Source organism: Bradyrhizobium sp. NBAIM03, assembly GCF_020194055.1.
Classification (GTDB): domain Bacteria; phylum Pseudomonadota; class Alphaproteobacteria; order Rhizobiales; family Xanthobacteraceae; genus Bradyrhizobium; species Bradyrhizobium yuanmingense.
On record NZ_JADYVS010000030.1, the window covers coordinates 1 to 26,200 of the forward strand.

At 64.2% G+C, this 26,200-nt stretch carries 24 protein-coding genes; 15 read left to right on the forward strand and 9 right to left on the reverse strand.

Features of this window, described 5'->3' with window-relative positions; genetic code table 11:
- Positions 1–71 precede the first annotated feature (71 nt).
- Positions 72–512 (reverse strand): helix-turn-helix domain-containing protein, encoded by a 441-nt coding sequence (locus tag I6F21_RS31570; RefSeq protein WP_225140120.1) that lies wholly within the window; start codon positions 510–512, stop codon positions 72–74.
- Positions 513–595: 83 nt separating this feature from the next.
- On the opposite strand from I6F21_RS31570, the gene I6F21_RS31575 reads away from it, so the two are divergent.
- Positions 596–1,204, forward strand: coding sequence for an NAD(P)H-dependent oxidoreductase (locus I6F21_RS31575; protein WP_225140121.1), 609 nt, complete (start codon positions 596–598; stop codon positions 1,202–1,204).
- Between the two features lie 61 nt (positions 1,205–1,265).
- Here I6F21_RS31575 and I6F21_RS31580 read toward each other — a convergent pair whose 3' ends face one another.
- The gene (locus I6F21_RS31580) at positions 1,266–2,039 is read right to left on the reverse strand and encodes an SDR family oxidoreductase (protein WP_225140122.1); all 774 of its coding nucleotides are present in this window, start codon (positions 2,037–2,039) and stop codon (positions 1,266–1,268) included.
- A gap of 119 nt (positions 2,040–2,158) precedes the next feature.
- Here I6F21_RS31580 and I6F21_RS31585 point away from each other — a divergent pair, with 119 nt between their 5' ends.
- A complete protein-coding gene (locus I6F21_RS31585; protein WP_109143504.1) occupies positions 2,159–2,626 on the forward strand; it encodes a helix-turn-helix domain-containing protein in 468 nt (155 codons plus the stop codon).
- A gap of 156 nt (positions 2,627–2,782) precedes the next feature.
- On the opposite strand, the gene I6F21_RS31590 is transcribed toward I6F21_RS31585, so the two are convergent.
- Complete coding sequence (locus I6F21_RS31590) at positions 2,783–3,022, reverse strand: hypothetical protein (protein ID WP_036039304.1); 240 nt, start codon at positions 3,020–3,022, stop codon at positions 2,783–2,785.
- A gap of 228 nt (positions 3,023–3,250) precedes the next feature.
- Between I6F21_RS31590 and topA the strand changes: the two genes are divergently transcribed.
- The 8 genes from topA (at position 3,251) to I6F21_RS31630 (ending at position 12,217) form a co-directional block, all read left to right on the forward strand.
- Complete coding sequence (gene topA, locus I6F21_RS31595; RefSeq protein ID WP_036025557.1) at positions 3,251–5,995, forward strand: type I DNA topoisomerase; 2,745 nt, start codon at positions 3,251–3,253, stop codon at positions 5,993–5,995.
- Positions 5,996–6,015: 20 nt separating this feature from the next.
- Positions 6,016–8,364, forward strand: coding sequence for a ribonuclease R (gene rnr, locus I6F21_RS31600; RefSeq protein ID WP_225140123.1), 2,349 nt, complete (start codon positions 6,016–6,018; stop codon positions 8,362–8,364).
- A complete protein-coding gene (locus I6F21_RS31605; protein ID WP_036015117.1) occupies positions 8,358–8,798 on the forward strand; it encodes a DUF983 domain-containing protein in 441 nt (146 codons plus the stop codon). The genes rnr and I6F21_RS31605 overlap by 7 nt, the downstream gene beginning before the upstream one ends.
- A 29-nt stretch (positions 8,799–8,827) precedes the next feature.
- Positions 8,828–9,580, forward strand: a complete 753-nt coding sequence (locus I6F21_RS31610) for an NUDIX domain-containing protein (protein ID WP_036015119.1) — start codon at positions 8,828–8,830, stop codon at positions 9,578–9,580.
- A 247-nt stretch (positions 9,581–9,827) separates the two neighbouring features.
- Positions 9,828–11,153, forward strand: coding sequence for an LLM class flavin-dependent oxidoreductase (locus tag I6F21_RS31615; protein WP_225140124.1), 1,326 nt, complete (start codon positions 9,828–9,830; stop codon positions 11,151–11,153).
- 125 nt (positions 11,154–11,278) lie between these two features.
- Positions 11,279–11,446: a 50S ribosomal protein L33 gene (rpmG, locus tag I6F21_RS31620; protein WP_007603295.1), complete on the forward strand. Its 168-nt coding sequence runs from the start codon at positions 11,279–11,281 to the stop codon at positions 11,444–11,446.
- A 280-nt stretch (positions 11,447–11,726) separates the two neighbouring features.
- Positions 11,727–11,957 carry a DUF3551 domain-containing protein gene (locus I6F21_RS31625; RefSeq protein WP_074448008.1) on the forward strand — a complete coding sequence of 77 codons (231 nt, stop codon included), beginning with the start codon at positions 11,727–11,729 and terminating at the stop codon, positions 11,955–11,957.
- Between the two features lie 5 nt (positions 11,958–11,962).
- Positions 11,963–12,217, forward strand: coding sequence for a DUF3551 domain-containing protein (locus tag I6F21_RS31630; RefSeq protein ID WP_081493750.1), 255 nt, complete (start codon positions 11,963–11,965; stop codon positions 12,215–12,217).
- Between the two features lie 96 nt (positions 12,218–12,313).
- On the opposite strand, the gene I6F21_RS31635 is transcribed toward I6F21_RS31630, so the two are convergent.
- Together I6F21_RS31635 and I6F21_RS31640 are read right to left on the reverse strand one after the other, a co-directional pair.
- The gene (locus I6F21_RS31635; protein ID WP_225140125.1) at positions 12,314–13,213 is read right to left on the reverse strand and encodes a GNAT family N-acetyltransferase; all 900 of its coding nucleotides are present in this window, start codon (positions 13,211–13,213) and stop codon (positions 12,314–12,316) included.
- Positions 13,214–13,318: 105 nt separating this feature from the next.
- Positions 13,319–14,692: an FAD-binding oxidoreductase gene (locus I6F21_RS31640; protein ID WP_225140126.1), complete on the reverse strand. Its 1,374-nt coding sequence runs from the start codon at positions 14,690–14,692 to the stop codon at positions 13,319–13,321.
- A 107-nt stretch (positions 14,693–14,799) separates the two neighbouring features.
- Here I6F21_RS31640 and I6F21_RS31645 point away from each other — a divergent pair, with 107 nt between their 5' ends.
- Positions 14,800–15,708, forward strand: a complete 909-nt coding sequence (locus I6F21_RS31645) for a LysR substrate-binding domain-containing protein (protein WP_057029787.1) — start codon at positions 14,800–14,802, stop codon at positions 15,706–15,708.
- A gap of 245 nt (positions 15,709–15,953) precedes the next feature.
- Here I6F21_RS31645 and I6F21_RS31650 read toward each other — a convergent pair whose 3' ends face one another.
- Positions 15,954–19,346: an adenylate/guanylate cyclase domain-containing protein gene (locus I6F21_RS31650; protein WP_225140127.1), complete on the reverse strand. Its 3,393-nt coding sequence runs from the start codon at positions 19,344–19,346 to the stop codon at positions 15,954–15,956.
- A 435-nt stretch (positions 19,347–19,781) separates the two neighbouring features.
- Positions 19,782–21,020 (reverse strand): MFS transporter, encoded by a 1,239-nt coding sequence (locus I6F21_RS31655; protein ID WP_057029789.1) that lies wholly within the window; start codon positions 21,018–21,020, stop codon positions 19,782–19,784.
- Between the two features lie 130 nt (positions 21,021–21,150).
- On the opposite strand from I6F21_RS31655, the gene I6F21_RS31660 reads away from it, so the two are divergent.
- Positions 21,151–21,759, forward strand: coding sequence for a TetR/AcrR family transcriptional regulator (locus I6F21_RS31660; RefSeq protein WP_346656737.1), 609 nt, complete (start codon positions 21,151–21,153; stop codon positions 21,757–21,759).
- Positions 21,760–22,105: 346 nt separating this feature from the next.
- Here the strand turns inward: I6F21_RS31660 and I6F21_RS31665 are convergent, their stop codons facing one another.
- Both I6F21_RS31665 and I6F21_RS31670 read right to left on the reverse strand, forming a co-directional pair.
- Positions 22,106–23,479, reverse strand: a complete 1,374-nt coding sequence (locus I6F21_RS31665; protein WP_036025582.1) for a PleD family two-component system response regulator — start codon at positions 23,477–23,479, stop codon at positions 22,106–22,108.
- A gap of 14 nt (positions 23,480–23,493) precedes the next feature.
- Complete coding sequence (locus I6F21_RS31670; RefSeq protein WP_008566616.1) at positions 23,494–23,859, reverse strand: response regulator; 366 nt, start codon at positions 23,857–23,859, stop codon at positions 23,494–23,496.
- Between the two features lie 242 nt (positions 23,860–24,101).
- Here I6F21_RS31670 and I6F21_RS31675 point away from each other — a divergent pair, with 242 nt between their 5' ends.
- Genes I6F21_RS31675 through I6F21_RS31685 form a run of 3 tightly spaced genes read left to right on the forward strand, consistent with a single transcriptional unit; the run spans position 24,102 to position 26,121 of the window.
- Complete coding sequence (locus I6F21_RS31675) at positions 24,102–24,413, forward strand: DUF3572 domain-containing protein (RefSeq protein WP_036015155.1); 312 nt, start codon at positions 24,102–24,104, stop codon at positions 24,411–24,413.
- Positions 24,410–25,714, forward strand: a complete 1,305-nt coding sequence (locus tag I6F21_RS31680; RefSeq protein ID WP_225140129.1) for a DNA polymerase IV — start codon at positions 24,410–24,412, stop codon at positions 25,712–25,714. Before I6F21_RS31675 ends, I6F21_RS31680 begins: the two co-directional genes overlap by 4 nt.
- On the forward strand, positions 25,714–26,121 hold the full coding sequence (locus tag I6F21_RS31685) for an ACT domain-containing protein (RefSeq protein ID WP_225140130.1): 408 nt from the start codon (positions 25,714–25,716) through the stop codon (positions 26,119–26,121). The genes I6F21_RS31680 and I6F21_RS31685 overlap by 1 nt, the downstream gene beginning before the upstream one ends.
- Positions 26,122–26,200: the final 79 nt, after the last annotated feature.

The window sequence follows — 26,200 nt, forward strand, 5'->3', positions numbered from 1 at the left end:
CGCTCGCGCTTCGCGCGATCGACCCTCCCCCTCCAGGGGAGGGTAAAATCGACCTCGCAACATTCTCCGCTTCAGCCCTCGTTACGCTGGTCGAACTTCGTGCGCGCGGCCTCGATCTGATCCAGATGGTCCTTCGCCCATTTGCCGAGCGCCTCGACGGGGCGCGACAGGCCGCGGCCGAGATCGGTCAGCTCATAGTCCACCCGCGGCGGGATGGTCGGAAAGATCGTGCGCGTAACGAGGCCGTCGCGCTCGAGGCCGCGCAGCGTCAGGGTCAACATCCGCTGCGAGATGCCGTTGATCATGCGCTTGAGCTCGTTGAAGCGCTTTGGCCCGTCGCTCAGCATCATGATGACGAACACGCTCCATTTGTCGCCGACGCGGGACAGCACGGAGGCGACCCCACGGCAATCCGCATGGTTGGGATCCGGCATGGGCCTGGTATCCAGTCTCGGATTTGGCCGCGGCGTTGCGGGCAATTCGGTGTGCGCAGGTTTCAATGATGTGCCCATGGCTCAAAAAAGTGCGTTCTTGCGGGGATTTCGATAGTCACACATGTAGCGCTGGTTACAAACTTATACCAGGGTGACCCCACATGAAACTCCTCCATGTCGACTCCAGCGTGCTCGGCCCCCACTCCGTCAGCCGGCAGGTTTCCGCCGCCATCGTCGACCGGCTCCGGCAGGCGGCGCCCTCGCTTCAAGTCGTCTACCGCGACCTGACCGAGACGCCGCTCGCCCACCTCTCCGGCTCGCACCTCGCCGCCGCGCAAGGCGCCGCCGCGCCGGCGGAGCTCGGACCGGACCTTGCCGCAAGCGCCGCGGCGCTGGAGGAGTTCCTGGCCGCCGACATCGTCGTGATCGGTGCGCCCATGTACAATTTCACCATTCCGAGCCAGCTCAAGGCCTGGATCGACCGCATCCTGGTGGCGGGGAAGACTTTTAGGTACGGCGCGGCCGGGCCGGAGGGACTCGCCGGCAGCAAACGCGTGATCGTGGCCATCTCGCGCGGCGGCCACTACGGCGCAGAGACGCCTTACGCAGCCGGCGAGCATCTCGAAACCTACCTGCGCTGGGTGTTCGGCTTCATGGGTATCACCAGCGTCGAATTCATCCCGGCCGACGGTATCCAACTCGGGCCGGAGCACCGCGAGAAGGCGATCGCTGGTGCGCTCCAATCGGCAACAAGCCTGAGCGCAGCCTAGCCGTGGCTAACACTTCGGGCGCAACGCGAATGTTGCGCCCGAGCAAATTCGCTTGATTTGATCAGCCGCGATAGATCGGCGCGCCGCTCGGCGAGGCCACCGCGCCGCCATCGACGAAGATTTCTTGGCCCTGCACATGTGCGGAATCATCGGAAGCGAGGAACAGCACCGTCTTTGCAACGTGATCGGTCTCGCCGATGCGGCCGAGCGGCGTCGATAGCGCGATCCGCTTCTCGAACGCCTTCTCGGCTTCGGGCGTCGCGGTCGCGGGTCCCCAGATCGGGGTGCGGATCGCACCCGGCGCGACCACGTTGACGCGGATGCCGTGCGGCGACAGTTCTGAAGCCATGATCCGCGCCATCGCCCGCACGCCGGCCTTCGCCGCGCCATAGGCCGAGTAGCCGGGAATGCCGAGCACCGAGATTACCGAGCCGTTGAGGATGATCGAGGCGTTGTCGTTGAGATGGGGCAGCGCGGATTGAACGGTGAAGAACACGCCGGTCAAATTGGTGCTGATCACCTTTTCGAACACTTCGAGCGCGGCCGAGCCGAGCGGCGTGCCGCCGGCGATGCCGGCATTGGCGAACACGATATCGAACTTGCCGAATTTCTCCGCGCCCTGGTTGATTGCAGCTTCCGTCGCCGCGATGTCCGTCGCGTCGGCTGGCAGCGCGAGCGCGTTCGGCCCGAGCTCCTTCGCGGCCGCCGCCAGCGTCTCCTTGTTGCGCCCGGTGATCACCACCTTGGCGCCTTCGGCCACGAACAGTTTTGCCGTTGCCAGCCCGATGCCGCTATTGCCGCCGGTGATCAGCGCCGTCTTGTCCTTCAGTCTCACGCTCGCCTCCAGTAGTTGCATGATGAAACTAAGTTGCCATCTAGGCCATTTGGTTTTATGATGCAACCACACAAGCGCGTGATCGGCGCTGGCGGCGTGTGAATGCGAAAGGACGAACGATGGTGAAACGGACGAGCTTCGAGGGTGATGCCTGCCCGATCGCGCGGTCGCTGGAGGCGCTCGGCGACTGGTGGTCGCTCTTGATCATCCGCGAGGCGCTGTTCGGCGTCCGCCGCTTCGGCGAGTTTCAGAACAAGCTCGGCATGGCCAAGAACATCCTGGCGGCGCGGCTGCGATCGCTGGTCGACCACGGCATTCTCGAAACCGCCCCCGCCTCCGACGGCAGTGCCTATCAGGAATATGTGCTGACGCCGAAGGGCCGCGGCACCTTCCCGATCCTGGTCGCGCTGCGGCAGTGGAGCGAGGAGTTCGACGACCGCCCTGAGGAGATTGCGACGATGCTGGTCGATCGCGAGAAGGGCCGTCCGGTGAAGAAGCTGGAAATGCGCGCCGATGATGGGCGGCTGCTCACGCCGGCGGAGACCACGCTGAAGCCACGACCGTCGTCGCGACGTCGGTCGGCGTGATTGTGGCACCGCCCCCACGACGTCATTGCGAGGAGCCCTTGCGACGAAGCAATCCAGAATCCCACCGCGGCAAGACTCTGGATTGCTTCGCTTCGCTCGCAATGACGGGGGAGAGAGCGGCGCTCAAGTCTCTCACGATCACCGGGGAGCCCACTCTCACGACAGCTTGCGCTTGGTCCGTAGCCGCAGGTGCTCGTCGGCCTCGAGCTTGGTCATGCCCAAGAGATAATGCAGCACGTCCAGCTTGTGGCGCTCGGCCAGCTTGCGTAAGGCCCCCGTCTGCTCGGCGATGAAGGCCACGGCCTCGTCCGCACCGCCCTCCCCCGGTTCCTCGTGACGCGTGCCCCCCGGCGCGCCGGATCCGGCGCGCGCCCGTTTCTTTCCTGGCCTGGTCACCAGAACCCCACCCGAATCCATGCCCCGACAGGACATTACGCCCACATCAACCGCAACTCCAAGGTGGTATTCTGCAACTTTTTCGATATGAAACTTTTCCCATTGCGGCGCCTTTCAACACCCCACGATTTGACAGGGGGCCGCTCACCACCCATGTTCGGGTCGAAACGGCCGACCCGAGTCCTTTCGTTTTCGGCCCAAGATTTTCCCGTAAGCCACTGGAACTAAATGAATATCGTCATTGTGGAGTCGCCGGCGAAAGCCAAGACGATCAACAAATATCTGGGCTCGTCCTATGAGGTTCTGGCCTCGTTCGGCCATGTCCGCGATCTCCCGGCGAAGAACGGTTCCGTCGATCCCGACGCCAATTTCAAGATGATCTGGGAGGTCGACCCCAAGGCGGCCGGCCGGCTCAACGATATCGCGAAGTCGCTGAAGGGCGCCGACCGCCTGATTCTCGCCACCGACCCCGATCGCGAGGGCGAGGCCATCTCCTGGCACGTGCTCGAGGTGATGAAGGAGAAGCGCGCGCTGAAGGATCAGAAGATCGAGCGCGTGGTGTTCAACGCCATCACCAAGCAGGCCGTCTCGGAAGCGATGAAGCATCCGCGCGAGATCGACGGCGCCCTGGTCGACGCCTACATGGCGCGCCGCGCACTCGACTATCTGGTCGGCTTCACCCTCTCCCCCGTGCTGTGGCGCAAGCTGCCGGGCGCCCGCTCGGCCGGCCGCGTGCAGTCGGTGGCGCTGCGCCTCGTCTGCGACCGCGAGCTCGAGATCGAGAAGTTCGTAGCCCGCGAATATTGGTCGCTGATCGCGACCCTGCTCACCCCGCGGGGCGATGCCTTCGAGGCCCGCCTCGTCGGCGCCGACGGCAAGAAGATCCAGCGCCTCGACATCGGCACCGGCGCGGAAGCCGAAGACTTTAAGAAGGCGCTGGAACTGGCGACTTACGCCGTCACCGCGGTCGATGCCAAGCCGGCCCGTCGCAATCCGCAGGCGCCCTTCACCACCTCGACGCTGCAGCAGGAAGCCAGCCGCAAATACGGCTTTGCGCCGGCGCATACGATGCGCATCGCCCAGCGTCTTTATGAGGGCATCGACATCGGTGGCGAGACCACCGGACTCATTACTTATATGCGTACCGACGGCGTACAGATCGCCCCCGAGGCGATCACCCAGGCGCGCAAGGTGATCGGCGAGGATTACGGCAACGCCTACGTGCCGGATAGCCCGCGCCAGTACCAGGCCAAGGCCAAGAACGCCCAGGAAGCCCACGAAGCGATCCGCCCGACCGACCTCTCGCGCCGCCCCGACAGCATGAGCCGCAAGCTCGATGCCGATCAGGCCAAGCTGTATGAGCTGATCTGGAAGCGCACCATCGCGAGCCAGATGGAATCCGCCGAGCTCGAGCGGACCACCGTCGACATCACGGCGAAGGCGGGCTCTCGTACGCTGGAGCTGCGCGCCACCGGCCAGGTCGTCAAGTTCGACGGCTTCCTCGCGCTCTACCAGGAAGGCCGCGACGACGAGGAGGACGAGGATTCCCGCCGCCTGCCCGCGATGAGCCAGGGCGAGGCCGTGAAACGGCAGAGCCTGTCCGTCACCCAGCATTTCACCGAGCCGCCGCCGCGATTCTCGGAAGCATCGCTCGTCAAGCGCATGGAGGAGCTCGGCATCGGCCGGCCCTCGACCTATGCCTCGATCCTCCAGGTCCTGAAGGACCGCGGCTACGTCAAGCTGGAGAAGAAGCGTCTGCACGGCGAGGACAAGGGCCGCGTCGTGGTCGCCTTCCTCGAAAGCTTCTTTGCCCGCTATGTCGAGTACGACTTTACGGCGAGCCTCGAAGAGCAGCTCGACCGTATCTCCAACAACGAGATCTCCTGGCAGCAGGTTCTGAAGGACTTTTGGACCGGCTTCATCGGCGCCGTCGACGACATCAAGGAGCTGCGCGTCGCCCAGGTGCTCGACGTGCTCGATGACATGCTGGGCCAGCACATCTATCCGCCCCGCGCCGATGGCGGCGATATCAGGCAGTGCCCGAACTGCGGCACCGGCCGGCTGAACCTCAAGGCCGGCAAGTTCGGCGCCTTCGTCGGCTGCTCGAACTATCCGGAATGCCGCTACACCCGTCAGCTCGCCGCCGATGGCGAGGCGACTGCTGACCGTTCGCTCGGCCAGGATCCCGACACGGGTCGCGATGTCTGGGTCAAGGCCGGCCGCTTTGGCCCCTATATCCAGCTCGGCGAGCAGAAGGATTATGAGGAAGGCGAGAAGCCCAAGCGCGCCGGCATTCCGAAGGGCACCTCGCCCAGCGACGTCGATCTCGAGCTTGCGCTGAAGCTGCTGTCGCTGCCGCGCGAGATCGGCAAGCATCCGGAGACCGGCCAGCCGATCACCGCGGGCCTCGGCCGCTTCGGACCGTTCGTGAAGCACGAGAAGACCTATGCGAGCTTAGAGGCCGGCGACGAGGTGTTCGACATCGGCCTCAATCGTGCGGTGACGCTGATCGCGGAGAAGGTTGCCAAGGGTCCGAGCCGCCGCTTCGGCGCCGATCCCGGGAAGGCGCTCGGCGATCATCCGACGCTTGGCACCGTCACCGTGAAGAGCGGCCGTTACGGCGCCTATGTCACCGCGGGCGGCGTCAACGCGACGATCCCGGCCGAGTTCGAGAAGGACACCATCACGCTGCCGCAGGCGATCGCGCTGATCGACGAGCGCGCCGGCAAGGGCGGCGGCAAGGCCAAGAAGGCGGCGAAGCCGGCCAAGGCCAAGAAAGCGTCAGAGAAGGCTGCGGACGGCGAGGACGCCGCACCGAAGCCGAAGAAGCCGGCTGCGAAGAAAGCCGCGGCCAAATCCAAATCCGAATCCACCAGCAAGGCGCGCGCCGCCGTGCCGTCGACCGCAAAGACGTCGCCGACCAAGGCAGCCGCCACCAAGGCTCCGGCCAAGAAGAGTGCCGGCAAGACCTGAGATCAAGAATTAGAGGTTAAGTGAAACCAAAGAAAGACCGTGGCTTTCCCGACAGGCAAGCCATCGTCGCCTTCATCAAGGCAAATCCAGGAAAGGTCGGGACTCGCGACATCGCACGCGAGTTCGGCCTGAAGAACGCCGATCGCGCCGAGCTCAGGCGCATGCTGCGCGAGCTCGCCGACGACGGCATCATCAAGAAAAAGCGCCACAAGGTCTCCGAGCCGGACGCGCTGCCGCCGACGCTGCTCGCCGACATCACCGGCCGCGACTCCGATGGCGAATTGATCGCCTCCCCCGCCGAATGGGACGAGGTCGAGAACGGCGAGCCGCCAAAGATCCTCATCGAGATGCCGCGCCGGCCGAGGCCCGGCACCGCCGCCGGCGTCGGCGACCGCGCGCTGCTGCGCGTCGAACGCAGCGATGACGATGAAGGTCCCGCCTATCGCGGCCGCATCATCAAGGTCATCGACAAGGCCAAGAGCCGCATCCTCGGCGTCTTCCGCAGCCTGCCGGAGGGCGCCGGACGGCTCGTCCCCGTCGACAAGAAGTTCGCCGACCGCGAGCTGAACATCGCGAGGACCGATACGGGCGGCGCTGAGGATGGCGACCTCGTCAGCGTCGACATCGTCCGCACCCGCGGCTTTGGCCTCGCCTCCGGCCGGGTGAAAGAGAAGCTCGGCTCGGTCAAGTCGGAAAAGGCGATCAGCCTGATCGCGATCTACGCCCACGACATCCCCTTGCAATTCTCCTCCGCCGCCGAGCGCGAGGCGGAAGCGGCAGAGCCCGCCAATCTGAAAGGCCGCGAGGACTGGCGCGACGTCCCGCTCGTCACCATCGATCCGCCCGACGCCAAGGATCACGACGACGCGGTGCATGCCGAGCCCGATCCGGATCCCAACAACAAGGGCGGCTTCATCGTCAACGTCGCCATCGCCGATGTCAGCTTCTACGTGCGGCCGGGCACGGCGCTCGACCGCGACGCGCTCGACCGCGGCAACTCGGTCTATTTCCCGGACCGCGTCGTGCCGATGCTGCCCGAGCGCATCTCCAACAATCTCTGCTCGCTGGTGCCCGGCGAGCCGCGCGGCGCGCTGGCGGTGCGCATGGTGCTCGGCCCCGACGGCCGCAAGCGCTCGCACAGTTTTCATCGCATCCTGATGCGGTCGGCCGCCAAGCTCGCTTACGCGCAGGCGCAGGCCGCGATCGACGGCCGGCCTGATGACACCACCGGCCCCCTGCTCGATCCGATCCTGAGGCCGCTCCATGCCGCCTATGCCTGCGCCAAGCGCGCGCGTGACGAGCGTGATCCGCTCAATCTCGATCTGCCCGAGCGCAAGATCCTCCTGAAGAGCGACGGCACCGTGGATCGCGTCGTGGTCCCCGAGCGTCTCGATGCGCACAAGCTGATCGAGGAGTTCATGATCCTCGCCAACGTCGCCGCAGCGGAGACATTGGAGAAGAAATCGCTGCCGCTGATCTACCGCGTGCACGACGAGCCGACCTTGGAGAAGGTTCACGCGCTCGCGGAATTCCTGGAGACACTGGACGTTCCCTTCGCCAAGTCCGGCGCGCTGCGCCCCACCACGTTCAACCGCGTGCTGGCCCAGCTCGAAGGCCACGACTATTACCCGCTGGTGAGCGAGGTCGTGCTGCGCGCGCAGGCGCAGGCCGAATATTCCTCAGAGAATTACGGTCACTTCGGCCTGAACCTGCGCCGCTATGCGCATTTCACCTCGCCGATCCGCCGCTATGCCGACCTCGTCGTGCACCGCGCGCTGGTGCGTGCGCTTGGCCTTGGCGAAGGCGCCCTGCCCGACAGCGAGACGCCGGAAAGCTTGAGCGAAGTCGCCGCGCATATCTCGCTGACCGAGCGGCGCGCCATGAAGGCGGAGCGCGAGACCGTCGACCGCCTGATCGCCCATCACCTCGCCGACCGCATCGGCGCCAGCTTCCAGGGCCGCGTCTCCGGCGTCACCCGCGCCGGCCTGTTCGTGAAGCTCAGCGAGACCGGCGCTGACGGGCTGATCCCGATCCGATCCCTCGGCACGGAATATTTCAACTATGACGAAAGCCGCCATGCCCTCGTCGGCACGCGCAGCGGCACCATGTACCAGCTCGGCGACGTCGTCGACGTCCGTCTGATCGAGGCCGCTCCCATCGCGGGCGCGCTGCGTTTCGAGCTGCTGTCGTTCGAGACCGACAGCGGCCCGCGCCAGCGCAGGCCGCTCCGTCCGCAGCGCAAATCGTCCAAGCCGCAGCCCGGACGCAGCCCGGAGCGAAAACGCAAGCCGGAGAAGAAAAAGTCCGGCAAGGGAAGGAAGGCCAAAGGAAAGAACAAGGGTAAGGGCAAGAAGGGCAAGGCATGGTGACGATGAGCACGGCACCAAAGATCTGGACGCGCGAGAACGGTCTCGTCGAGAAGCGCGACGTCTGGTCAGCAATGAAGCGCGGCTTCCGCGGCCGCTGCCCGCGCTGCGGCGAAGGCAAGCTGTTCCGCGCCTTCCTGAAGACCGCCGACCATTGCGCCAAATGCGGCCTCGACTTCACCCCGCATCGCGCCGACGATCTGCCTGCCTATCTCGTCATCGTCATCGTCGGCCACATCGTGGTGCCGGCCATCCTCTGGATCGAGACCAATTATTCGACGCCGGTCTGGCTCAGCTTCGCAGCCTATCTGCCCTTCACCTTCGTCGCCTCGCTCGCGCTGCTGCAGCCCGTGAAGGGAGCTGTGGTCGGCTTGCAATGGGCTCTGCGCATGCACGGGTTTGACGACAACCCTCCCGATGGTATTCCGCCTGTGTAAACACGTAAAAGAACAGTTCGGGTGAGGACATGACCGATATTTCGCAGGCCGAGGAGAAGACCAGGGTTCACGAGGAGAAGGAAGCCGATCATCATCCTTACTTCCGCCCGAAGGATGCGGCGACGCTGATCCTGGTCGACCGCAGCGGCGCCATTCCGAAAGTGCTGGTCGGCAAGCGCCACGACAAGGTGGTGTTCATGCCGGGAAAATTCGTCTTCCCGGGTGGGCGCGTCGACAAGGCCGATTATCGCGTGCCCTGCGCTGCGCCCATCACCGCCGAACTGGAAGCCAATCTCGCCAAGGGCAGCCCGAAGACGCCGGCCTCGCGCGCGAAATCGCTCGCCATTGCCGCCATCCGCGAAGCCTGCGAGGAGACCGGCCTCTGCCTCGGCCGCAAGGCCGAAGGCAAAGTGCCGAAGCTCGAAGGTCCCTGGCAGCCGTTCGCGGATGCGGGCCTGCTGCCTGATCCCTCCAGCCTGTTCCTGATCGCGCGCGCGATCACCCCGCCCGGCCGCGTCAAGCGCTTCGACACGCGTTTCTTCACCGCCGATGCCTCTGCGATCACCCACCGCGTCGAAGGCGTGATCCATGCCGATGCGGAGCTGGTCGAATTGGTCTGGGTCGAGCTCGGCTCAAAACCGCTCGCCGATCTGCATCCGATGACGCGCAACGTGCTCAACGAGCTCGACACCCGCCTCGCCACCGGCCCGCTCCGTCACGACGCGCCGGTGCCGTTCTTCCACTTCTACGCCGGCAAGATGCAGAAGGACGTTTTGAGCTAGTTGGCGCGCTGGGGCGTAGTTCGATCAAGTCTATCCTCCGTCATTCCGGGGTGCGCCTCTTGGCGCGAGCCCGGAATCCATACTCCGGATGGTGGTTATGGATTCCGGGCTCGCCGCTCCGCGTCGCCGCGGAATGACGTGCTGAGAGAGCTACGAAAAACAAAAAATTCTTCCCGCCTCCCCCAATGGCGGAGTTTCCACTCATGCCTATGTCTTTGCGAGCGTCACCAAGAACGGACACCGGGCGATGGCACAAAGGCAACTCAAGCTTGGCGCGTTCATGCGCCCGATCAGCATCCACACCGGCGCCTGGCGCTATCCCGGGGCCTGGCCCGACGCCAATTTCAACTTCTCGCACATCAAGACGCTGATCCGAAAGCTCGAGGCCGGCAAGTTCGACGCCTTCTTCATGGCCGATCACCTCGCCGTCCTGAACATGCCGATCAACGCGCTGAAGCGCAGCCACACCGTAACCTCGTTCGAGCCGTTCACGCTGCTGTCGGCTTTGTCAGCCGTGACCGAGCGCATCGGCCTGATCGCGACCGGCTCGACCACGTTCGACGAGCCCTATCACGTCGCGCGCCGCTTCGCCTCGCTCGACCATCTCAGCGGCGGCCGCGCCGGCTGGAACATCGTCACCACCTCGAACCCGGACGCGGCGCTGAATTTCGGCCTCGACGATCACATGGAGCACGCCGAGCGCTACAAGCGCGCCCGCGAGTTCTACGACGTCGTCACCGGCCTCTGGGACTCCTTCGCCGACGATGCCTTCATGCGCGACGTCGAGAGCGGCCTGTTCTTCGATCCCGCCAGGATGCACACCCTCGACCACAAGGGCAAATACTTCAAAGTGCGCGGCCCCCTCAACATCGCCCGCCCCGTGCAAGGCTGGCCCCTGATCGTGCAGGCCGGCGCCTCCGACGACGGCAAGCAGCTCGCCGCCGAGACCGCGGAAGCAGTGTTCACCGGCGGCGGCAGCCTCGCCGACGGCCAGAAACTCTATGCCGACATCAAGGGCCGCATGGAGAAGATCGGCCGCGACCCCGAGCACCTGAAGATCCTCCCCGGCGCCTTCGTCGTCGTGGGCGACAGCGTGGATGAGGCCAAGGAGAAGCGCGCTTTGCTCGACAGCCGCGTGCATTACGACAGCGCCATTGCCTCGCTCTCCGTCATCCTCGGCACCGATGCCTCCGGCTTTGATCCCGATGGGCCGCTTCCCGAAATCCCCGAGACCAATGCCAGCAAGAGCGGCCGGCAGCGCCTGGTCGATCTCGCCGCCCGTGAGAAGCTCACCGTGCGCCAGCTCGCCCAGCGCGTCGGCGGCTATGGCGGCCTGTCCTTCGTCGGCACCGCCAAGACCATCGCCGACCAGATGGAGGAATGGCTGGTCGGACGCGGCTCCGACGGCTTCAACATCATGTTCCCGTTCCTGCCTGCCGGTCTCGACGATTTCGTCGACAAGGTGGTCCCGGAGCTGCAGAAGCGCGGGATTTTCCGCAAAGAGTACGAAGGGCCCACTTTGAGGGAGAATCTGGGCCTGCCGCGGCCGAAAAACCGGTTCTTTGAGGCCTAATGGGCCCGATTTGAGCGGTTTCCGCCGCCTGAAACCTTGACTTCCCGCCGTTTCTGACTAGGTTGCCGGCCAACGCGGGCCGTTTGGCCGGCTCCAGATTCCCCTGATATTCTGAGGTTCAGAACATGGCCAAAGCGGTCACCATCAAGGTCAAGCTCGTGTCCTCGGCCGACACCGGCTTCTACTACGTTGCCAAGAAGAATTCGCGCACCATGACCGACAAGCTAGTCAAGAAGAAGTACGACCCGGTCGCGCGCAAGCACGTCGAATTCCGCGAAGCCAAGATCAAGTAAGATCGCGGCGTAGCGCGCTAAGGTTTTTTTGCGGGGCCCTTGCGGGCCCCGTTGTCGTTTCGGCTCGCATGTCCCTGCTCATGTACCCTGCTACCCAGCGCTGCGCTGCTTAGCGCAGCGAAGCAAATCCGGACCGGCTCTGCGAGATCACACCAGGGACACTCCGGCGTGACGAGAGGAACTCGCTTGAGTCGTGGTTGTTGAGCCAGCATCGTCAAGCGGCTATCTTTCGGAGCGAACCTCTTGCGTTGCCGCTCAACTGACTTGATGGGAGAATCGCATGCGCATCGCTCTGCTCATTGTCGTTATGGTCATCGGATTTTCTTCCGCAGCAAACGCTCAGTATGACTATCCCTGGTGCGTTTTTGGCGGAGGGCTCGGCGCTTCCGGAGACTGCATGTATTCGACGCGGGAACAGTGCCTGGCGTCGGCATCCGGGCGGTCGAACACCTATTGCGATGTGAACCCGCGCGTGAGGTTCAAGCAGCACGCTCCGCAGCGGCCGCGCTGATCATGATGCGCGCGCTTGCCTGTCTGCTCTTCGTCCTGATCACCATGTCCGCGCCCGGTCCAGCGGCAGCGCAGCGGTTCGGCGGCAATTTTCCGGTATGTCTGCAGGAGTGGGAATGGGGCGGCGGCACCTACATCTCTTGCCAGTATCGTTCATTTGACGAATGCAGAGCCAGCGCGGCGGGCCGTTCGGCGATGTGCCTGGAAAACCCATATGTGCAGCGGCCGTCCCCTCCAGGCCGCAGCCCGCGTCCCCGGTAGGGCTAGAGCATGATCGGCCCGTGACGAGCGCCGATCCAGCCATCATTCCGTGCCTTCCGGCCTGCCCCGCAACGTCGACCTTCTCGGTTGAATCCCCTACATGAAACCCGGATTGCGCGGGAAATAGCTACCCCAATCTCCGAATGGTCGATTTGACATCAGCAGCATCGGGAACGTCAGCCGCATCCCGTGGTCGATTGCCGCCTTGAGCGCCGGCTCGCTCACGCCCGGCACAAAAGCCGAAATGGCCGGACAATCGCTCTGTGCCGCGAACGACAACGCAGCGGCGAAAGCGGACTCAACCAGATCTGGCCTGTGGACTGCAAGCGGACCAATGTGTCCACCCGAAATGTAGACATACCCGACGCACTCATTGCCGGCGTGGATGGTGAATCCGCGCGTCGTGCTGTCGCCAAGGAGAAATCGATGATGCTTCTCCCTGGAAACGCCGACTGCGCTGACATCGATCTGCGCCAGCCTGTCGTATGGGATCGCGTCGGCCGTGAGAGATTCAAGACGGAGCCGCGGCGCAGCCAACCGTGGCGCCAGGCGGTCACGAGGGACGCTGACCATGTAGATCGGAAAGCGCGGGAACAGTCCGTGGCGGATGTAGAGGCCTTGAGATACGTTGTTGAACGTGAAGGTGATCAGTGCCTTGATGGGTGCTCCGCGCATTTCTGCATGCGCGAATGCCTTGTTGATGAGTTGATTGCCGATGCCGTCGCTCTGACGATCAGGCGCGACGAACAATTGGGCCAGGAACCAAAGCTCGCCACAGACCCAACTCCACGCGAAGCCGACTATTTCTCCGTCGTCATCGGCCACCCATAAGCCCTCGGGATCATCCGCGAGCGAGAAGGCCTGAAAATTCGGCGGACGAGAGGATGCCATCTTCCCGAACCCCCGCCGTTCGGTTAGCTCATTGATGCTGGCGACCACGATGTCATCGGCCTGCTTCAAGTCGTCGATGCGAGCGGGCCTGCACACGACCGCCATTCTCTAGTCCCTCCCGGGCGTCAGCTCGCCCCGCCCACGATGCATCGGGTCGCGGCTTAGTTTCTACTCACATCTTGATGAGAGCGAGAAATCGTCAGCCGGCAATCAGGCGAGCGGCCGGATGTTCTGGTTCATCCGGAAGAAGTTCGTAGGGTCGTATTTCGCTTTGATCTGCTGCAGGCGCCTGTAGTTCCGCCCATAAGCAGCGGCAACCGGATCGCCTGTCTCATCGTCGTCGAGATAATTGACATAGCGTCCTGAGGCAAAGAAGGGCCGCATCCTTTCATAGGTTGCGCGTGCCCACGAGATGCTGCGGCTGGTATCGCTGGTCTGCGTCCATTGCGCGAGGATCAGGAAATTGTAGCCCTCCTGCCGATGCACAAATGCCGTATCCCCGGCACCCACGCGGGCCGCGGCACCGTGGATGTGCTCGAGCAGCAGCTGCCCCATCGGAGTCGGGCAGCGGGCGAAGCATTCGATCATCGTCGCGATCGCACCATCGCTCAGCTCCGTGAGGAGGTTCGACTTCCAATAGTTGAACGCGCCTTTCGGATAGTTGGCGTCGAGCATGCGGTTGAGCTCGCAATAGGTCATCGGTCCGACCGCATCCAGAATGGGAGGCCCGAACTGTTTCAGCGGCTGCATCGCTCGTTCGGCCTCGGCGACTGGACCGCAGTGGCTGGTAACCAGCGCCGCGACCTCCCTGCCGGACCCGTCGGGCGCATGGGTCAGGGATGCGAACAGCATGTGCTCGTCCGTGAGCGATCGCGTGCTGGTCCGGAAAAATTCCAGCACGTCGCGGGAACGCTCGATAGGGTGAACGATCGGGCCGCCGGTGATGATCGGCCCTACCGTATGGAGGTCGTATTCAAGACTGGTGGCAATCCCGAAGTTTCCGCCGCCGCCGCGCACGGCCCAAAATAGATCCGGCTGCTCTTGCTTGCTGGCCCGCACAACCTTGCCATCGGCGGTGACGAGTTCGACAGCCCGCAGATTATCCAACGCGAGGCCGTACTTGCCCATCAGCCAGCCCAGTCCTCCGCCGAGCGTCAGGCCCGCGATGCCGGTGGTCGAGACCACGCCGCCGGTCACCGCAAGTCCGTGAAGCTGCGTTTCTCGATTGAGCTCGCCCCAGGTGACCCCGCCCTGCGCCCATACGGTCTTGCCGATCGCGTCGACCCGGACCCCCTTCATGGGTGAGAGGTCGATCATGATCCCGCCGTCGATGGTTGCGCGCCCGGCCACATTGTGGCCGCCGCCGCGAACCGCGACCTCGAGGCCGAGCTTGGTCGCAAGTGCCACGGCATCCACGACATCAGCCGCACTGCGACATCTGGCAATCAATGCTGGCCGTTTGTCGACCAGCCCATTGTGAACCTTGCGCGCCTCGTCGTAGCCCTCGTCCGCTGGCTTGAGCAGTTCTCCTCCAAAGGAGGCGCTAAGTTCGGCGGCAGCGCTGGCAACAGATGCGATGGACATGACACGAGCTCCCTAGCTTGGCCCGCCACATCCTCGATCGCGGGCTGTCTCAGAGCAAATCCGAAGAATTCAGGTGACGATGAACTGATTTCACCTACACTCGCCGCATGCACAAGCTGCCGCCCCTGATCGAGCTCCGCGCTTTTGAGGCTGCCGCGCGTCATCTGAGCTTCAAGAAAGCCGCGGCAGAACTCGGCGTCACGCCGACCGCGATCAGCCACCAGATCGGATTGCTCGAGCAGTATTGCGGCCGCGCCCTATTCCGGCGCAGACCACGCCCTCTTTCGTTGACCGATGCCGGCGCGCGGCTGTTTCCCGCCATTCGCGGCGGACTCGAGGCGTTTGCCGCTGCCATTGCGTCCCTCAAGCAGGAAGGTGACGAGCAGCCGCTCCGGGTTACGACGACCAACGCCTTCGCTAGCCGCTGGCTCGTGCCCCGCCTGCCCCTGTGGCGGAAGTTGCATCCTGACGTGCCATTGGAAGTGATCGGCACTGACACGGTGCTCGATCTGCAGGCCGGAGACAGTGACGTTGCCATCCGTTATGCGACCAGCCGCGTACCGCCGACAGACGGAATCGTCGATGAACTCTTCAGCGATACGTTCTGGCCGATCTGCAATCCGGATTTGCTTTCAACCGGACGGCTGAAGAGACCAGTCGACCTCGCAAAGCACGTTCTGATCCACTCCTATTGGTCGCCGGCCGATCGTGAGCCACCGACGTGGCAGAGATGGCTCGGTTTGGCCCAGCGCCGGTGGCGCGAGGTGCCCCAATACAAGGACCTGCAGCACTTGAGTTTCCGGGAAGAACTGCACGCCATCGAGGCGGTGATCAGTGGGCAGGGCGTCGGGATCTTCAGTGATGTGCTCGTGGCACACGACCTCGCCGCGGGCACGCTCGTGAAGGCATTCTCGTTGAACCTACCCGGCTACAGCTTTTATGTGGTCAGCAGGCCAAGCCACCCGCGCGCGCGGACCATTCGGGTCTTTTCGCAGTGGTTGCGGTCGAGTACCTGATCCGGACCGGAAAGGGTCAGCACAAAGTGCGAAGCCGGGAGAGGTCATGCGAATAACCCGAAGCGCGACCAGCAGCGCGGACCAACTCCAGCTGCGAACCGGAGCGACGGGGCCAACCCGAGAATTGACGGCGCCGAGCAGGTCACCGTTGCCCTTACGTGTCTTTAGGGTGCAGCGGAGTCGCGAAACCCGAGAACGTTACGGAGCTCCAATGGAGCGCGCTTACGACAAGCTCCACGTTACACTCAGAGTTCTTCCAGCAGCGCCTTGCTTTCCTTCAAGTCGCGAACGTCGAAGCCCTCGTTGAACCAACCGTAGACCGGCGCGAGAAGACCGCGTGCTTCATCACCCCTGTCCTGATCACGCCAGAGCCGGGCGAGACTGACGGCGGAGCGAAGTTCCCAGAGTTTCGCCTCCTGCTGATGAGCGATCGCAATGGCGTGGCGAAACTCGGTCTCCGCATCGGCCTCCGCGCCTGGCCGAGCCCTTAGCATCAACTCGCCTCGGCGCCGATGCAGCTCGGCCTCGAACCACCGCACCCCCGATTTCTGGGTTAGTGCCAAGGCGTCGGAGAGTTGGCCGAGCCCCGTTTCATATCGTGCTCTCTTTGCCTCGGCTGCTGCGAGCTGCGCAAGGTAGAACGGAAGAGTCCATGCTGCGCCGGACGCCTGGAATCCCTCGATGCCGCGCCGCAGTAAGTCCACCCCGGCCTCGGGGTCGCCGGCTTCGGCCAGCGTCCAGCCGCGATATGCCGTCCCCATCGCGAGAAAGAAGGCAAAGCGCTGCTCGGTGGTGAGCGCAACCAGCTCGTCCGCCCGTTGCCCAACCATGCCCGCGTCTTCGAGCACGAAATGCAACCGGCAGGCAACGCTCAGCGCGAATGCGAGGCTGATCGGGTGCGACGAATCGCGGGCCTCTGCCAGGGCGTCACTGCTCTGCACGCGCGCCTGATCGGCGAAGCCAAGAAGGCCACACGTAAGCGAAAGGAACGAAAGCATCGCCACGCGGGCGTTTTCTGCGAACAGGGCCGTCAGAGAGCGCTGCTGCGCCGGATCGTAAAGGGCGAGCCCCCGCTCGAGATGGGTGCGCGCCAAGGCCAATTGTCCGCGATGAAGCCAGCTATCGCCGACTGCCCGATGACCGGCGACAAGAATGGCCGCATCGTTCTGTCGCCCGGCCAAATCGAGCAAATTCTCGGCGATGCGATGCGATCGGTCCGTTTCACCACGGACGTGATAATGCACGAACTCGCCCCAGAGTGCCTTGAGCAGATTCGGCGTGTCGTTTAGTGCCTCGCAGAGGCAACGCGCCCGGGCGTAGGCCCTGCCGGTCTCTTCGGCCGCGTGGCCCTTCGCGGCGATCAGTGCACCGCCGAGCGCGAGTTGAAGTTCAGTTTCGGTGCGCTGGCGCCCGGGAGCATCCGGCAGTTGAGATAGCAAATCAAGCGCCTTTCGCATCTGCGCGATTGCTTCTGTCATTGCCGATCGAGCCTTTGAACGCTCACCAGCCTCCTGCCAATAGGAAACCGCCTTTTCGGCCAAACCCGCATGTCCGCAGTGGTGGGCGAGGATTTCCGGCTGCTCTTGGATGCCTCTAGCGAGCCTCTCCTCGAGTGCGCCAGCGATCCGAGCGTGCAGCTCGCGGCGTTGGCCGCGCAACATTGTGCCGTATGCCGCATCCTGGACCAGTGCATGTTTGAACAAGAAATTGGCGTCGGGCGGCTCGACACTCCCAAACACGAGGCCGGTATTGATCAGCCGGTCAAGCGCCGCCCGCAACTCGTTGTCGCACCGCTGTGCGACCGAGGCCAGCAGATCATAGGAGAACTCGCGGCCAATAGCTGCGCCGATTTGTGCCACCTCCTTGGCGATCGGCCCAATCCGGTCGAGCCGCGCCATCAACGAAGCATGTAGCGTGGCCGGTACGGCAAGTCCGGGCAGCGGCGCGAAGGAGATCGCTCGCGCGATACTCTGGGGGCTTGTTTCGAGCACCGCTTTGGTCAACTCCTCAACGAACAACGGCACACCATCCGTACGTTCAGCAATTTCATTGACGATTTCGGTCGGCAGCGTCTGGCCACCTGCCACGCTCCGGATCAGCGCAGCGCCCGCATTCTGGTCGAGCCGGTTCAGCACGAGCAAGCTGACATGCGGCTTTCCGGTCCATACTAACTGGAACTCGGGGCGGTAGGTGATCAAGACCAAAACCGGCAGGCTTGCTACGCGATCGACGGTTCGGTCCAGCAGCTCGCGCGAGCTTGGATCGATCCATTGCATGTCCTCGAACACGATCATGGTTGGACGTCTTTGCGCGAGAGCTTCAAGCTGGCGAACCAGAGCGGCGAAGCTTCTCTCCTTCTTTTGTTGCGGCGTACTCGTAACCGGTAAGTATAGATTATCGTTGGGGATCGACAGAAACTCCGCCAGGATCGCCGCGTCCTCGTTGGGCGACAATGCAGGCGACAGGAGCGCTCGAAGTTTGTCGAGCTTGGTCGTCGGCGTGTCCTCACGATCGAAGCCAGCCGCTCGCTGGAGTTGTGCGATGAAGGGGTAAAGCGCGCTTTCCTGATGATGAGGCGAGCAGAAGTAGCGCAAGCAGGTGTGCGGCTCTCGCTCGATACGCTCCTGAAGAGCCGCAACGAGGCGCGACTTGCCGATCCCCGCCTCGCCGACAAGCAGCATGACTTGACCGGTACCCGCCCGCGCATGGCGCCAGCTCCGCTCCAACCGCGCGAGGTCTTCCTCACGCCCAACCAGCGGGGCGAGGACCGAAGGGTGCAACGCCTCGAACCGGCTCTCCGCTGTTCCCTCACGAAGCACCCGCCAGGCTTGCACCGGTGCGGCGAAGCCCTTCAGCGTCACGGCGCCGAGATTCTCGTAGTCAAAGAGCCCGCCGATGAGCCGCCGCGTGTCCTCAGGGATGACTACCCCATCCGGTTCGGCGAGCGCTTGCAGTCGAGCGGCAAGGTTCGGCGTCTCGCCAAGCACGGCCTGCGCCTCCGCCGCTTCGCTGCCGATAAGGTCACCTACGACGACGAGGCCAGTCGCGAGCCCAAGACGAACCCGCAGCTCGAACTCGGCTGGGGCTCCCGGCGCGTGCCTGGTCGCGGCGATCTCAAGCGCAGCGCGCACTGCGCGTTCGGCATCGTCCTCATGCGCTGAAGGATGACCGAATAGTATGAGCATGCCATCGCCGATGTAACGGCTGACGGTGCCACCGTATTTGCGGACGACCGCCGCTACGCTATCGCGGTACTCAGCAATTATGTCCCGTAGATCTTCCGGATCGAGCTTTGTCGCAAGTGCCGTCGAGCCGACGAGATCGCAGAACATCACTGTGAGCTGACGACGCTCGGCGGAAGAACTTGGTGCGGCCAACAAGCCTGCGCGCTCCGTGACCGGTGGCACGATGGACGTCGCTGCGCCGGCCCCTCTCGTCATTTGCGGCGGTACGGTCGGCGTGAGCGCGGCACCGCAGTCGCCACAGAAGTTCTTGCCTGTCGGATTGTCGCCCCCGCACGCAGGGCAGCGAAAGAACAGCGGCGCGCCGCAATCGCCGCAGACCTTCGTTCCCTCCGGGTTGACTCTGCCGCAATTCGCGCAATCCATGGCCGCACCCGATCGAATTCCGACCGACATGAGTTCGCGTCGGTCTATGGGCGAATCTTGAAAGCGCGCTCTTTCAAGATTCTCTTCCCTCAGCCGCCTACCAAGCGCCAAGCATGATCAAACTCACAATGACCAGGAAGTAGACACAGGCGATAGTCGCAGGGAAAATGAGCCAGCCGGGCGTCATCGTTGCCTCCCGAGCGGTTGTCTCGAAAGCTTAAGCTGGCCGGCGCGATTAGGATTATGAACTGGCTAACACTCTGCAACTCAAGCCCATTTTCAATCTGAGAAGGCTGACCACAGCCTGACACGACCCAAACGCGAAATTGGCAAGCCCATGAACGACCGCCTGCCGAGTCGACGAAAAGTTCTCTCGCACGTCAGCAACCGAGCGCTTTGAGGCAAATGCAAATTTGTGAGAACGGCAGCGGTGCAAGGCCAAGGAAAACGACCACCCGCCCCGCCCTACGCTGTCCGCAGCACTGGCGTGGGCGGCTGCGACGGCCTGACAAGCGCGAACGCGACCTGCACGATGCCGCCGGCAAGGCCGAGCGCGACACCGATGCGCCAGGCCATGGTGTAGGAGCCGAGCGCGTCGTAGAGCAGCCCGCCTCCGTAAGCGCCGAGGAAGCTGCCGATCTGGTGGCTCATGAAGGCGAGGCCCTGGATCATCGCCTGCCAGCGCAGGCCGAACATCTCGGCGACCGCGCCCGCGACCAGCGGGCCGACGCCCATCCACAGAAAGCCCATGATCGCGCCGAACAGCAGCGTCGAGAACGGGCTTGCCGGCAGCATGAAGTACCAGGCGAGTGCGAGCGAGCGCAGGATGTAGATCCCGCCCAAGAGCGCCAGCTTGTTCCAGCGTTGGCCGGCCCAGCCGAAGAACAGCGAGCCCAGCACGTTGAAGCCGCCGATCATGCCGAGCGTCTGTGCGCTCAACATCGGATCGAGGCCGCAGATCGCGAGATATGACGGCAGGTGCGTGGTGAGGAACACGAGCTGCATGCCGCAGACGAGATAGGCGCAGGTCATCACCACGAAGGAGGCATTGCCGAACGCGGTCCTCGCCGCGGCTGCAGCCGTGGCATCATCGATCTCGTCGGCCGCCGGCTTCGGCAACGGAATCTTGTCGACGCGCCCGGCATACCAGGCCGCAGGGATCATCAGCACCGACATGATGACGAAGCCCGCGAGCCCGACGCGCCAGCCAAAGCCCTCGTTGAGCATCTGTCCGATCGGCGCCGAAAGTAGCGCGCCGAGCGAGCCCGCGCCGGAGACGATGCCGAGCACGGTCGAGCGCACCGTCTCCGGCACCGCACGTGCCGCCACCGACATCGCGATCGCCGCCGCGGTGCAGGCGAGCGAGGTCCCGATCAGCACGCCGGCGCCGATCATGATGCTGAGAAGCCCATTCGCCGTTGCCATCAGCGCGAGGCCCGCGATGTACATCAGCGCGCCGGCGACCATGATCGGGCGGAAGCCGTAGCGCACGGTGAGTGCACCGGCGGGCGGCTGCAGGAAGCCCCAGGCGAGGTTTTGCACGGCCAGTGCAAGCGTGAAATCCGAGATCGAAATGTGGATGTCGTGCGTCAGCGGCTGCATGAAGATACCGAGCGACTGCCGCAGCCCCATGCTCAAGGTCAGCATGATCGAGGCGCCGATCAGGATCGGCAAGGTGGGACGCAGAACCTGCAGCAGGGGCATTTTTCTTCTCCCTTTTGGGCGCGGCACGCGTGCCGTCGTCTGCTTTTGCCGATGTTTTTGGGTACACAGACCTGTGCACTTAGGCTATAGATGGAAGCGGCTGTCAAGCGAACAGGACGCTTAGCTCCGCATGGCTCCCCCGCCTGCCCCACAGACGATGAAAGAGCGGATCCTTCAGACCGCCGACAAGCTGTTCTATCTGCAAGGCATTCGCGCCATCGGCGTCGATACCATCGCGGCCGAGGTCGGCATCAGTAAGCGCACGCTCTACAATCACTTCCCGTCCAAGGACGCGCTGATCGCGGCCTATCTCGAGCGCCGCTTTGTCAGCGCACGCCCCTCCGACAAGCCGCCCGCCGAGCAGATCCTCGGAACGTTCGATTCGCTGGAGCAACGCTTCGCGGCGAAAGACTTTCGCGGCTGCCCGTTCGTCAATGCGGTCGCCGAGCTCGGCCCCGGCGACCGCGCCGTGAAGAAGATCGCGATCGCCTTCAAGGAAAGCCGCCGCCTCTGGTTTCGCGACCGCCTGACCGAGCTCGGCGTTGCCGAAGCGGACGCGCTCGCGACGCAGCTCGTGCTGCTGGTCGACGGCTCCATCGCGCAGGACCTCGTGCGCGATGATCCGGCGATGGCCAGAGCCGCGAAGGAAGCGGCGAAGGTGTTGCTGCGGAATGCGGGGGTGGATGTTGGCGAGGATGCGAAGCCGGCGGAGAAACGGAGCAAGCGCGCTCCAGACTAACCGCTGTCGCCTGATCGCTCGCTGTCATCACCCGCGAAAGCGGGTGATCCAGTATTCCAGAGACAGTGAAGCTAGACCCGAGACGCTGCGGCGTACTGGATTCCCCGCTCCAGTGCGCGACTGCGCACAAGGCGGGGAATGACACCGGGATTTGTGGAGAAAGCGCGGGCGCCTGACTACCCGTCAGGACCATTTCGCGACCCTACCAATATGCTCCTGTTTTGCCCGACGGGTCAAACGACGCCGCTGCCGGCGCAAATTATCTCGCCACCCGGGTAACCCATTGATCCCGCTCGCGGCGGCTACTGTGCATGGGGTTGTTTTCGCAACTTTGTGCGGGCGGCCCTCACGCCGCCTGCGACACCACGCGGTTACGCCCGTCGTGCTTGGCCCGGTAGAGCGCCGTGTCGGCGCGCTTGAGGACGTCGGCCACCGCCTCGCCCTTTCGCTCGAGCGTGGTGAGGCCGATCGAGATCGTGACCTCGATGCGCTTCGCCCCCTTGTGGATCGCGAAGGGCTCACCCGCTATCGAGCGGCGCAGGCGCTCGGCGACCATGCCGGCAACATGGAGATCGGTCTCGGGCATCACGATGACGAATTCCTCGCCGCCGTAACGGCAGGCGAGATCAATGCCGCGGATCGATTTGCGCACCCGCACCGCGAACTCGCGCAGCACGTCGTCGCCGGCATCGTGGCCGTAATTGTCGTTGATCGACTTAAAATAGTCGATGTCCAGGATCATCAGCGCCAGCGGCTTGCCACGGGTCGCGGCCTGCTCGGCGAGCGTCGCCAGATGGCTCTCCATGTAGCGGCGATTGTGCAGGCCGGTGAGCGCGTCGGTGATCGCCATCTCGATCGAGTTCTGCACATTGTCGCGCAAATGATCGGTGTAGCGGCGGCGGCGGATCTGGGTGCGGGCGCGCGCCAAGAGCTCGGTCTTGTCGATCGGGCGCAGCAGGTAGTCGTTGACGCCGATCTCGAGGCCGCGCAGCAGCCGTGTCGAGTTCTCGGGGTCGGCGATGGCCAGGATCGGCACGTGCCGCGTGCGCTCCAGCGATCGCGCCTGGCTGCATAGGCGCAGGCCGTCGAAATTGTTGAGGTCGAGCGAGACGATCAGGAGGTCGTAATTGCCTTCGGCGGCGTGGAACAGCGCCTCCGTCGGGTTCGGCTCGACGTCGATGGTGTGCTCGGCGGCGAGGATCGTCGCCAGCCGCTCGTAGGAGGACTGGCGGTCGTCGACCAGGAGGATGCGGCCGCCCTTGCCGGTGTCGGCGATCGCACTGCGCTCGGGCGCCTGCATGCCGATCTCGAGCGAGGTGATGGCGCGCATGCGCAGCTCATCCGTCATCATCTTCAGCCGCGTCAGCGAGCGCACCCGCGCGATCAGCACGACGTCGGAGACGGGTTTGGTCAGGAAGTCGTCGGCACCGGCCTCGAGCCCGCGGTTGCGGTCGGCGGGGCTGTCGAGCGCGGTGACCATCACGACGGGAATGTGGTGCGTCGCCGGATCGGTCTTGAGGCGGCGGCAGACCTCGAAGCCGTCCATGTCGGGCATCATCACGTCGAGCAGGATGATGTCGCATTCGGCACGCCTTGAGATCGCGAGCGCCTCGGTGCCGTTCGCGGCGGTCATCACGTCGAAATATTCGGCGGAAAGGCGGGCCTCTAACAGCTTGACGTTGGCGGGGACGTCGTCGACGACCAGGATACGCGCGGACACTGTGAACTCACTTCCTATCCGATAAAACGCCGGACCGTCTCAATGAATTTGCCGACCGAGATCGGCTTGGACAAATAGGCTTCGCAGCCGCCCTCGCGGATGCGCTCTTCGTCGCCCTTCATCGCGAACGCCGTGACCGCGACGACTGGAATGGCGCGCAGCTCCGGATCGTCCTTGATCCAGCGCGTCACCTCGAGGCCGGAGACCTGCGGCAGCTGGATGTCCATCAGCACGAGGTCGGGCCGCATCTTGCGCACGAGGTCGAGCGCCTCGTAGCCGTTGCTGGTGCCGGAGGTCTGGTACCCGTGCGCCTCCAACAGGTCGCGGAAGAGCTTCATGTTGAGCTCGTTGTCTTCCACGATCAGGACGGTCTTAGCCATCCCGCCCTCCTGATTGGTCCGAAGGACCGGTACATGTGACGCCTCAGACGCCGCTTCCCGGCGTTTCGAAAACTGGATTCAAACTAGCCTCAGATTCGCTTGAGTTTCGTTAAACCCGAGGGTCCACTTTCTGCGATGTGGTTTCCAGTTGCTTGTCCGGGGCCGGAAGACTTGAGCACGAGACTCGGGCATGATGATTCCAAATTAGAGACTGAAAGTTAACGGAAAGGCAAACCGTCCCCGTGAAAAAGCCTGTTCACAACCCCCGCGAAGTCGCTGAAATCGTTGCGATTCAGGCCCTGTCCTTCGTCGCGGGCGAGCCTGAGCGGCTGGGCCTGTTCCTGGCCGAGACGGGGGTCGGTCCGGAGACCCTGCGCAACGCCGCCGCGGACCCGAATTTCCTCCTCAGCGTGCTCGATTTCGTGATGCGGGACGATGCCACGGTGAAGGCCTTTGCCAAGGTGGCGGAACTGCACCCGACCAACGTTGCCGCGGCGCGGCAGGTCCTCGGCGATGCGCTCGGTGACCCCTCCTGGGAGCGCGACGTGCCGTGAGCGTCCCAGAGCCGGCCGGGCCCCGCTGCTTCTGCCGGGATTGTCTGGCCGACCTCGACATGGGCGTACAGAACCTGGGCGTGCGGCGCTGCTCGGCCTGCGGTTCCCCACGCCTCTTCCGCCACCGCTCGCTCGCCGGCCTGACGATTGCCCATATCGACTGCGACGCCTTCTACGCGACGGTCGAGAAGCGCGACAACCCTGACATCGCCGACAAGCCCGTCATCATCGGCGGGGGCAAGCGCGGCGTGGTGTCGGCGGCCTGCTACATCGCGCGCACCTATGGCGTTCGCTCGGCGATGCCGATGTTCAAGGCATTGGAAGCCTGCCCGCATGCGACCGTGATCCGCCCGGACATGGCAAAGTACGTCCGGGTCGGCCGCGAGGTCCGCCAGGCCATGCAGGCGCTGACGCCGCTGGTCGAGCCGCTCTCGATCGACGAGGCCTTCCTCGATCTCTCCGGCACCGAGCGGGTGCACGGCATGATCCCCGCCAAGGTGCTGGCGCGCTTTGCCCGCGACGTCGAGCGCGACATCGGCATCACCGTCTCGGTCGGCCTGTCCTGCAACAAGTTCCTGGCCAAGATCGCCTCCGACCTCGACAAGCCCAGAGGCTTTGCCGCGCTCGACCAGGAGGAAGCGCGGTTGATGCTGGCGGAAAAGCCGGTCGGCTTCATCTTCGGCGTCGGTCCCGCGACGCAGGAACGCCTGGTGCAGCGCGGCTTCCGCATCATCGCCGATCTGCAGAAGGCCGACGAGATCGAGATGATGCGGCAGTTTCCGAGCGAGGGCCGCAGGCTGTGGCGGCTCGCACGCGGCATCGACGACCGCCGCGTCGAGCCTGACCGCGGCGCCAAGACCATTTCAAGCGAGACGACGTTCGAGACCGACATCCGCGATTTCGCGACGCTGGAGAAGATCCTGTGGCGACTCTGCGAGAAGACGTCGTCGCGCCTGAAGAGCAGCGAACTCGCCGGCTCCACCGTGACGCTGAAGTTGAAGACCGCCGATTTCCGCCAGCGCACGCGCTCGCAATCGATCGCCGCCCCGACGCAGCTGGCCGCGAAGATCTTCTCGATCTGCCGCGAGATGCTGGCCAAGGAAATCGACGGCACCGCCTTCCGCCTGATGGGCGCCGGCGTCAGCGCGCTGCGCGAGGGCTCGGCGATCGATGACACCGACATGCTCGACCGCCGCGCCGCCCACGCCGAACGCGCGGTCGACAGCCTGCGCAAGAAGTTCGGCAGCGCCGCGGTGATCCGCGGCATTGCCTATGAGGGCCCGGAGAAGGCGCAGGAGTGATGACGGGTGAACGCGATCTCAATGCGCTGCTGAGACTGATGAAGCCGGAGCTGCGACCGGGCACCTTCGTATTTTGCACGATCGCGGCAGACGAGACTATTCCCGCAGCAGTCGATCCGCTCCTGATCTTCCGCGAGCCGGAGGGCACAACCGTCGTAGCACCGCTGGAGGATGCCGAACGCGCAGGACTGCGCTACGAATTCGCCTCACGCCTGATCACGCTCACGGTTCACTCCGCGCTCGATGCGGTCGGCTTCCTGGCGGCAATCACGGCGCGCCTCGCCGACGCCGGCATCAGCGTGAATGCCGTGTCGGCGTTCCACCACGACTATCTCTTCGTACCGTCCGACAGAGCCGACGAAGCGATGGCGGCTCTACAAGAGGTGTCAGAGGCGAAGCACTCATAGCAGCTGTAGCCCGGATGGAGCGGAGCGCAATCCGGGACAGTGCTCCGTGGCGACAGGCTTCCCGGATTACGCTTGCGCT

Bases quoted from the DNA above. Each gene is read 5' to 3' on its own strand.
- I6F21_RS31660 (WP_346656737.1), top strand. From the start codon at position 21,151: ATGGCTCCCCCGCCTGCCCCACAGACGATGAAAGAGCGGATCCTTCAG.
- I6F21_RS31615 (WP_225140124.1), top strand. From the start codon at position 9,828: ATGGCACAAAGGCAACTCAAGCTTGGCGCGTTCATGCGCCCGATCAGC.
- I6F21_RS31645 (WP_057029787.1), top strand. From the start codon at position 14,800: ATGCACAAGCTGCCGCCCCTGATCGAGCTCCGCGCTTTTGAGGCTGCC.
- I6F21_RS31685 (WP_225140130.1), top strand. From the start codon at position 25,714: ATGACGGGTGAACGCGATCTCAATGCGCTGCTGAGACTGATGAAGCCG.
- I6F21_RS31655 (WP_057029789.1), bottom strand. From the start codon at position 21,020: ATGCCCCTGCTGCAGGTTCTGCGTCCCACCTTGCCGATCCTGATCGGC.
- topA (WP_036025557.1), top strand. From the start codon at position 3,251: ATGAATATCGTCATTGTGGAGTCGCCGGCGAAAGCCAAGACGATCAAC.
- I6F21_RS31630 (WP_081493750.1), top strand. From the start codon at position 11,963: ATGCGCGCGCTTGCCTGTCTGCTCTTCGTCCTGATCACCATGTCCGCG.
- I6F21_RS31570 (WP_225140120.1), bottom strand. From the start codon at position 512: ATGGGCACATCATTGAAACCTGCGCACACCGAATTGCCCGCAACGCCG.
- I6F21_RS31625 (WP_074448008.1), top strand. From the start codon at position 11,727: ATGCGCATCGCTCTGCTCATTGTCGTTATGGTCATCGGATTTTCTTCC.
- I6F21_RS31635 (WP_225140125.1), bottom strand. From the start codon at position 13,213: ATGGCGGTCGTGTGCAGGCCCGCTCGCATCGACGACTTGAAGCAGGCC.
- I6F21_RS31585 (WP_109143504.1), top strand. From the start codon at position 2,159: ATGGTGAAACGGACGAGCTTCGAGGGTGATGCCTGCCCGATCGCGCGG.
- I6F21_RS31640 (WP_225140126.1), bottom strand. From the start codon at position 14,692: ATGTCCATCGCATCTGTTGCCAGCGCTGCCGCCGAACTTAGCGCCTCC.
- I6F21_RS31670 (WP_008566616.1), bottom strand. From the start codon at position 23,859: ATGGCTAAGACCGTCCTGATCGTGGAAGACAACGAGCTCAACATGAAG.
- I6F21_RS31605 (WP_036015117.1), top strand. From the start codon at position 8,358: ATGGTGACGATGAGCACGGCACCAAAGATCTGGACGCGCGAGAACGGT.
- I6F21_RS31650 (WP_225140127.1), bottom strand. From the start codon at position 19,346: ATGTCGGTCGGAATTCGATCGGGTGCGGCCATGGATTGCGCGAATTGC.
- I6F21_RS31575 (WP_225140121.1), top strand. From the start codon at position 596: ATGAAACTCCTCCATGTCGACTCCAGCGTGCTCGGCCCCCACTCCGTC.
- rpmG (WP_007603295.1), top strand. From the start codon at position 11,279: ATGGCCAAAGCGGTCACCATCAAGGTCAAGCTCGTGTCCTCGGCCGAC.
- I6F21_RS31610 (WP_036015119.1), top strand. From the start codon at position 8,828: ATGACCGATATTTCGCAGGCCGAGGAGAAGACCAGGGTTCACGAGGAG.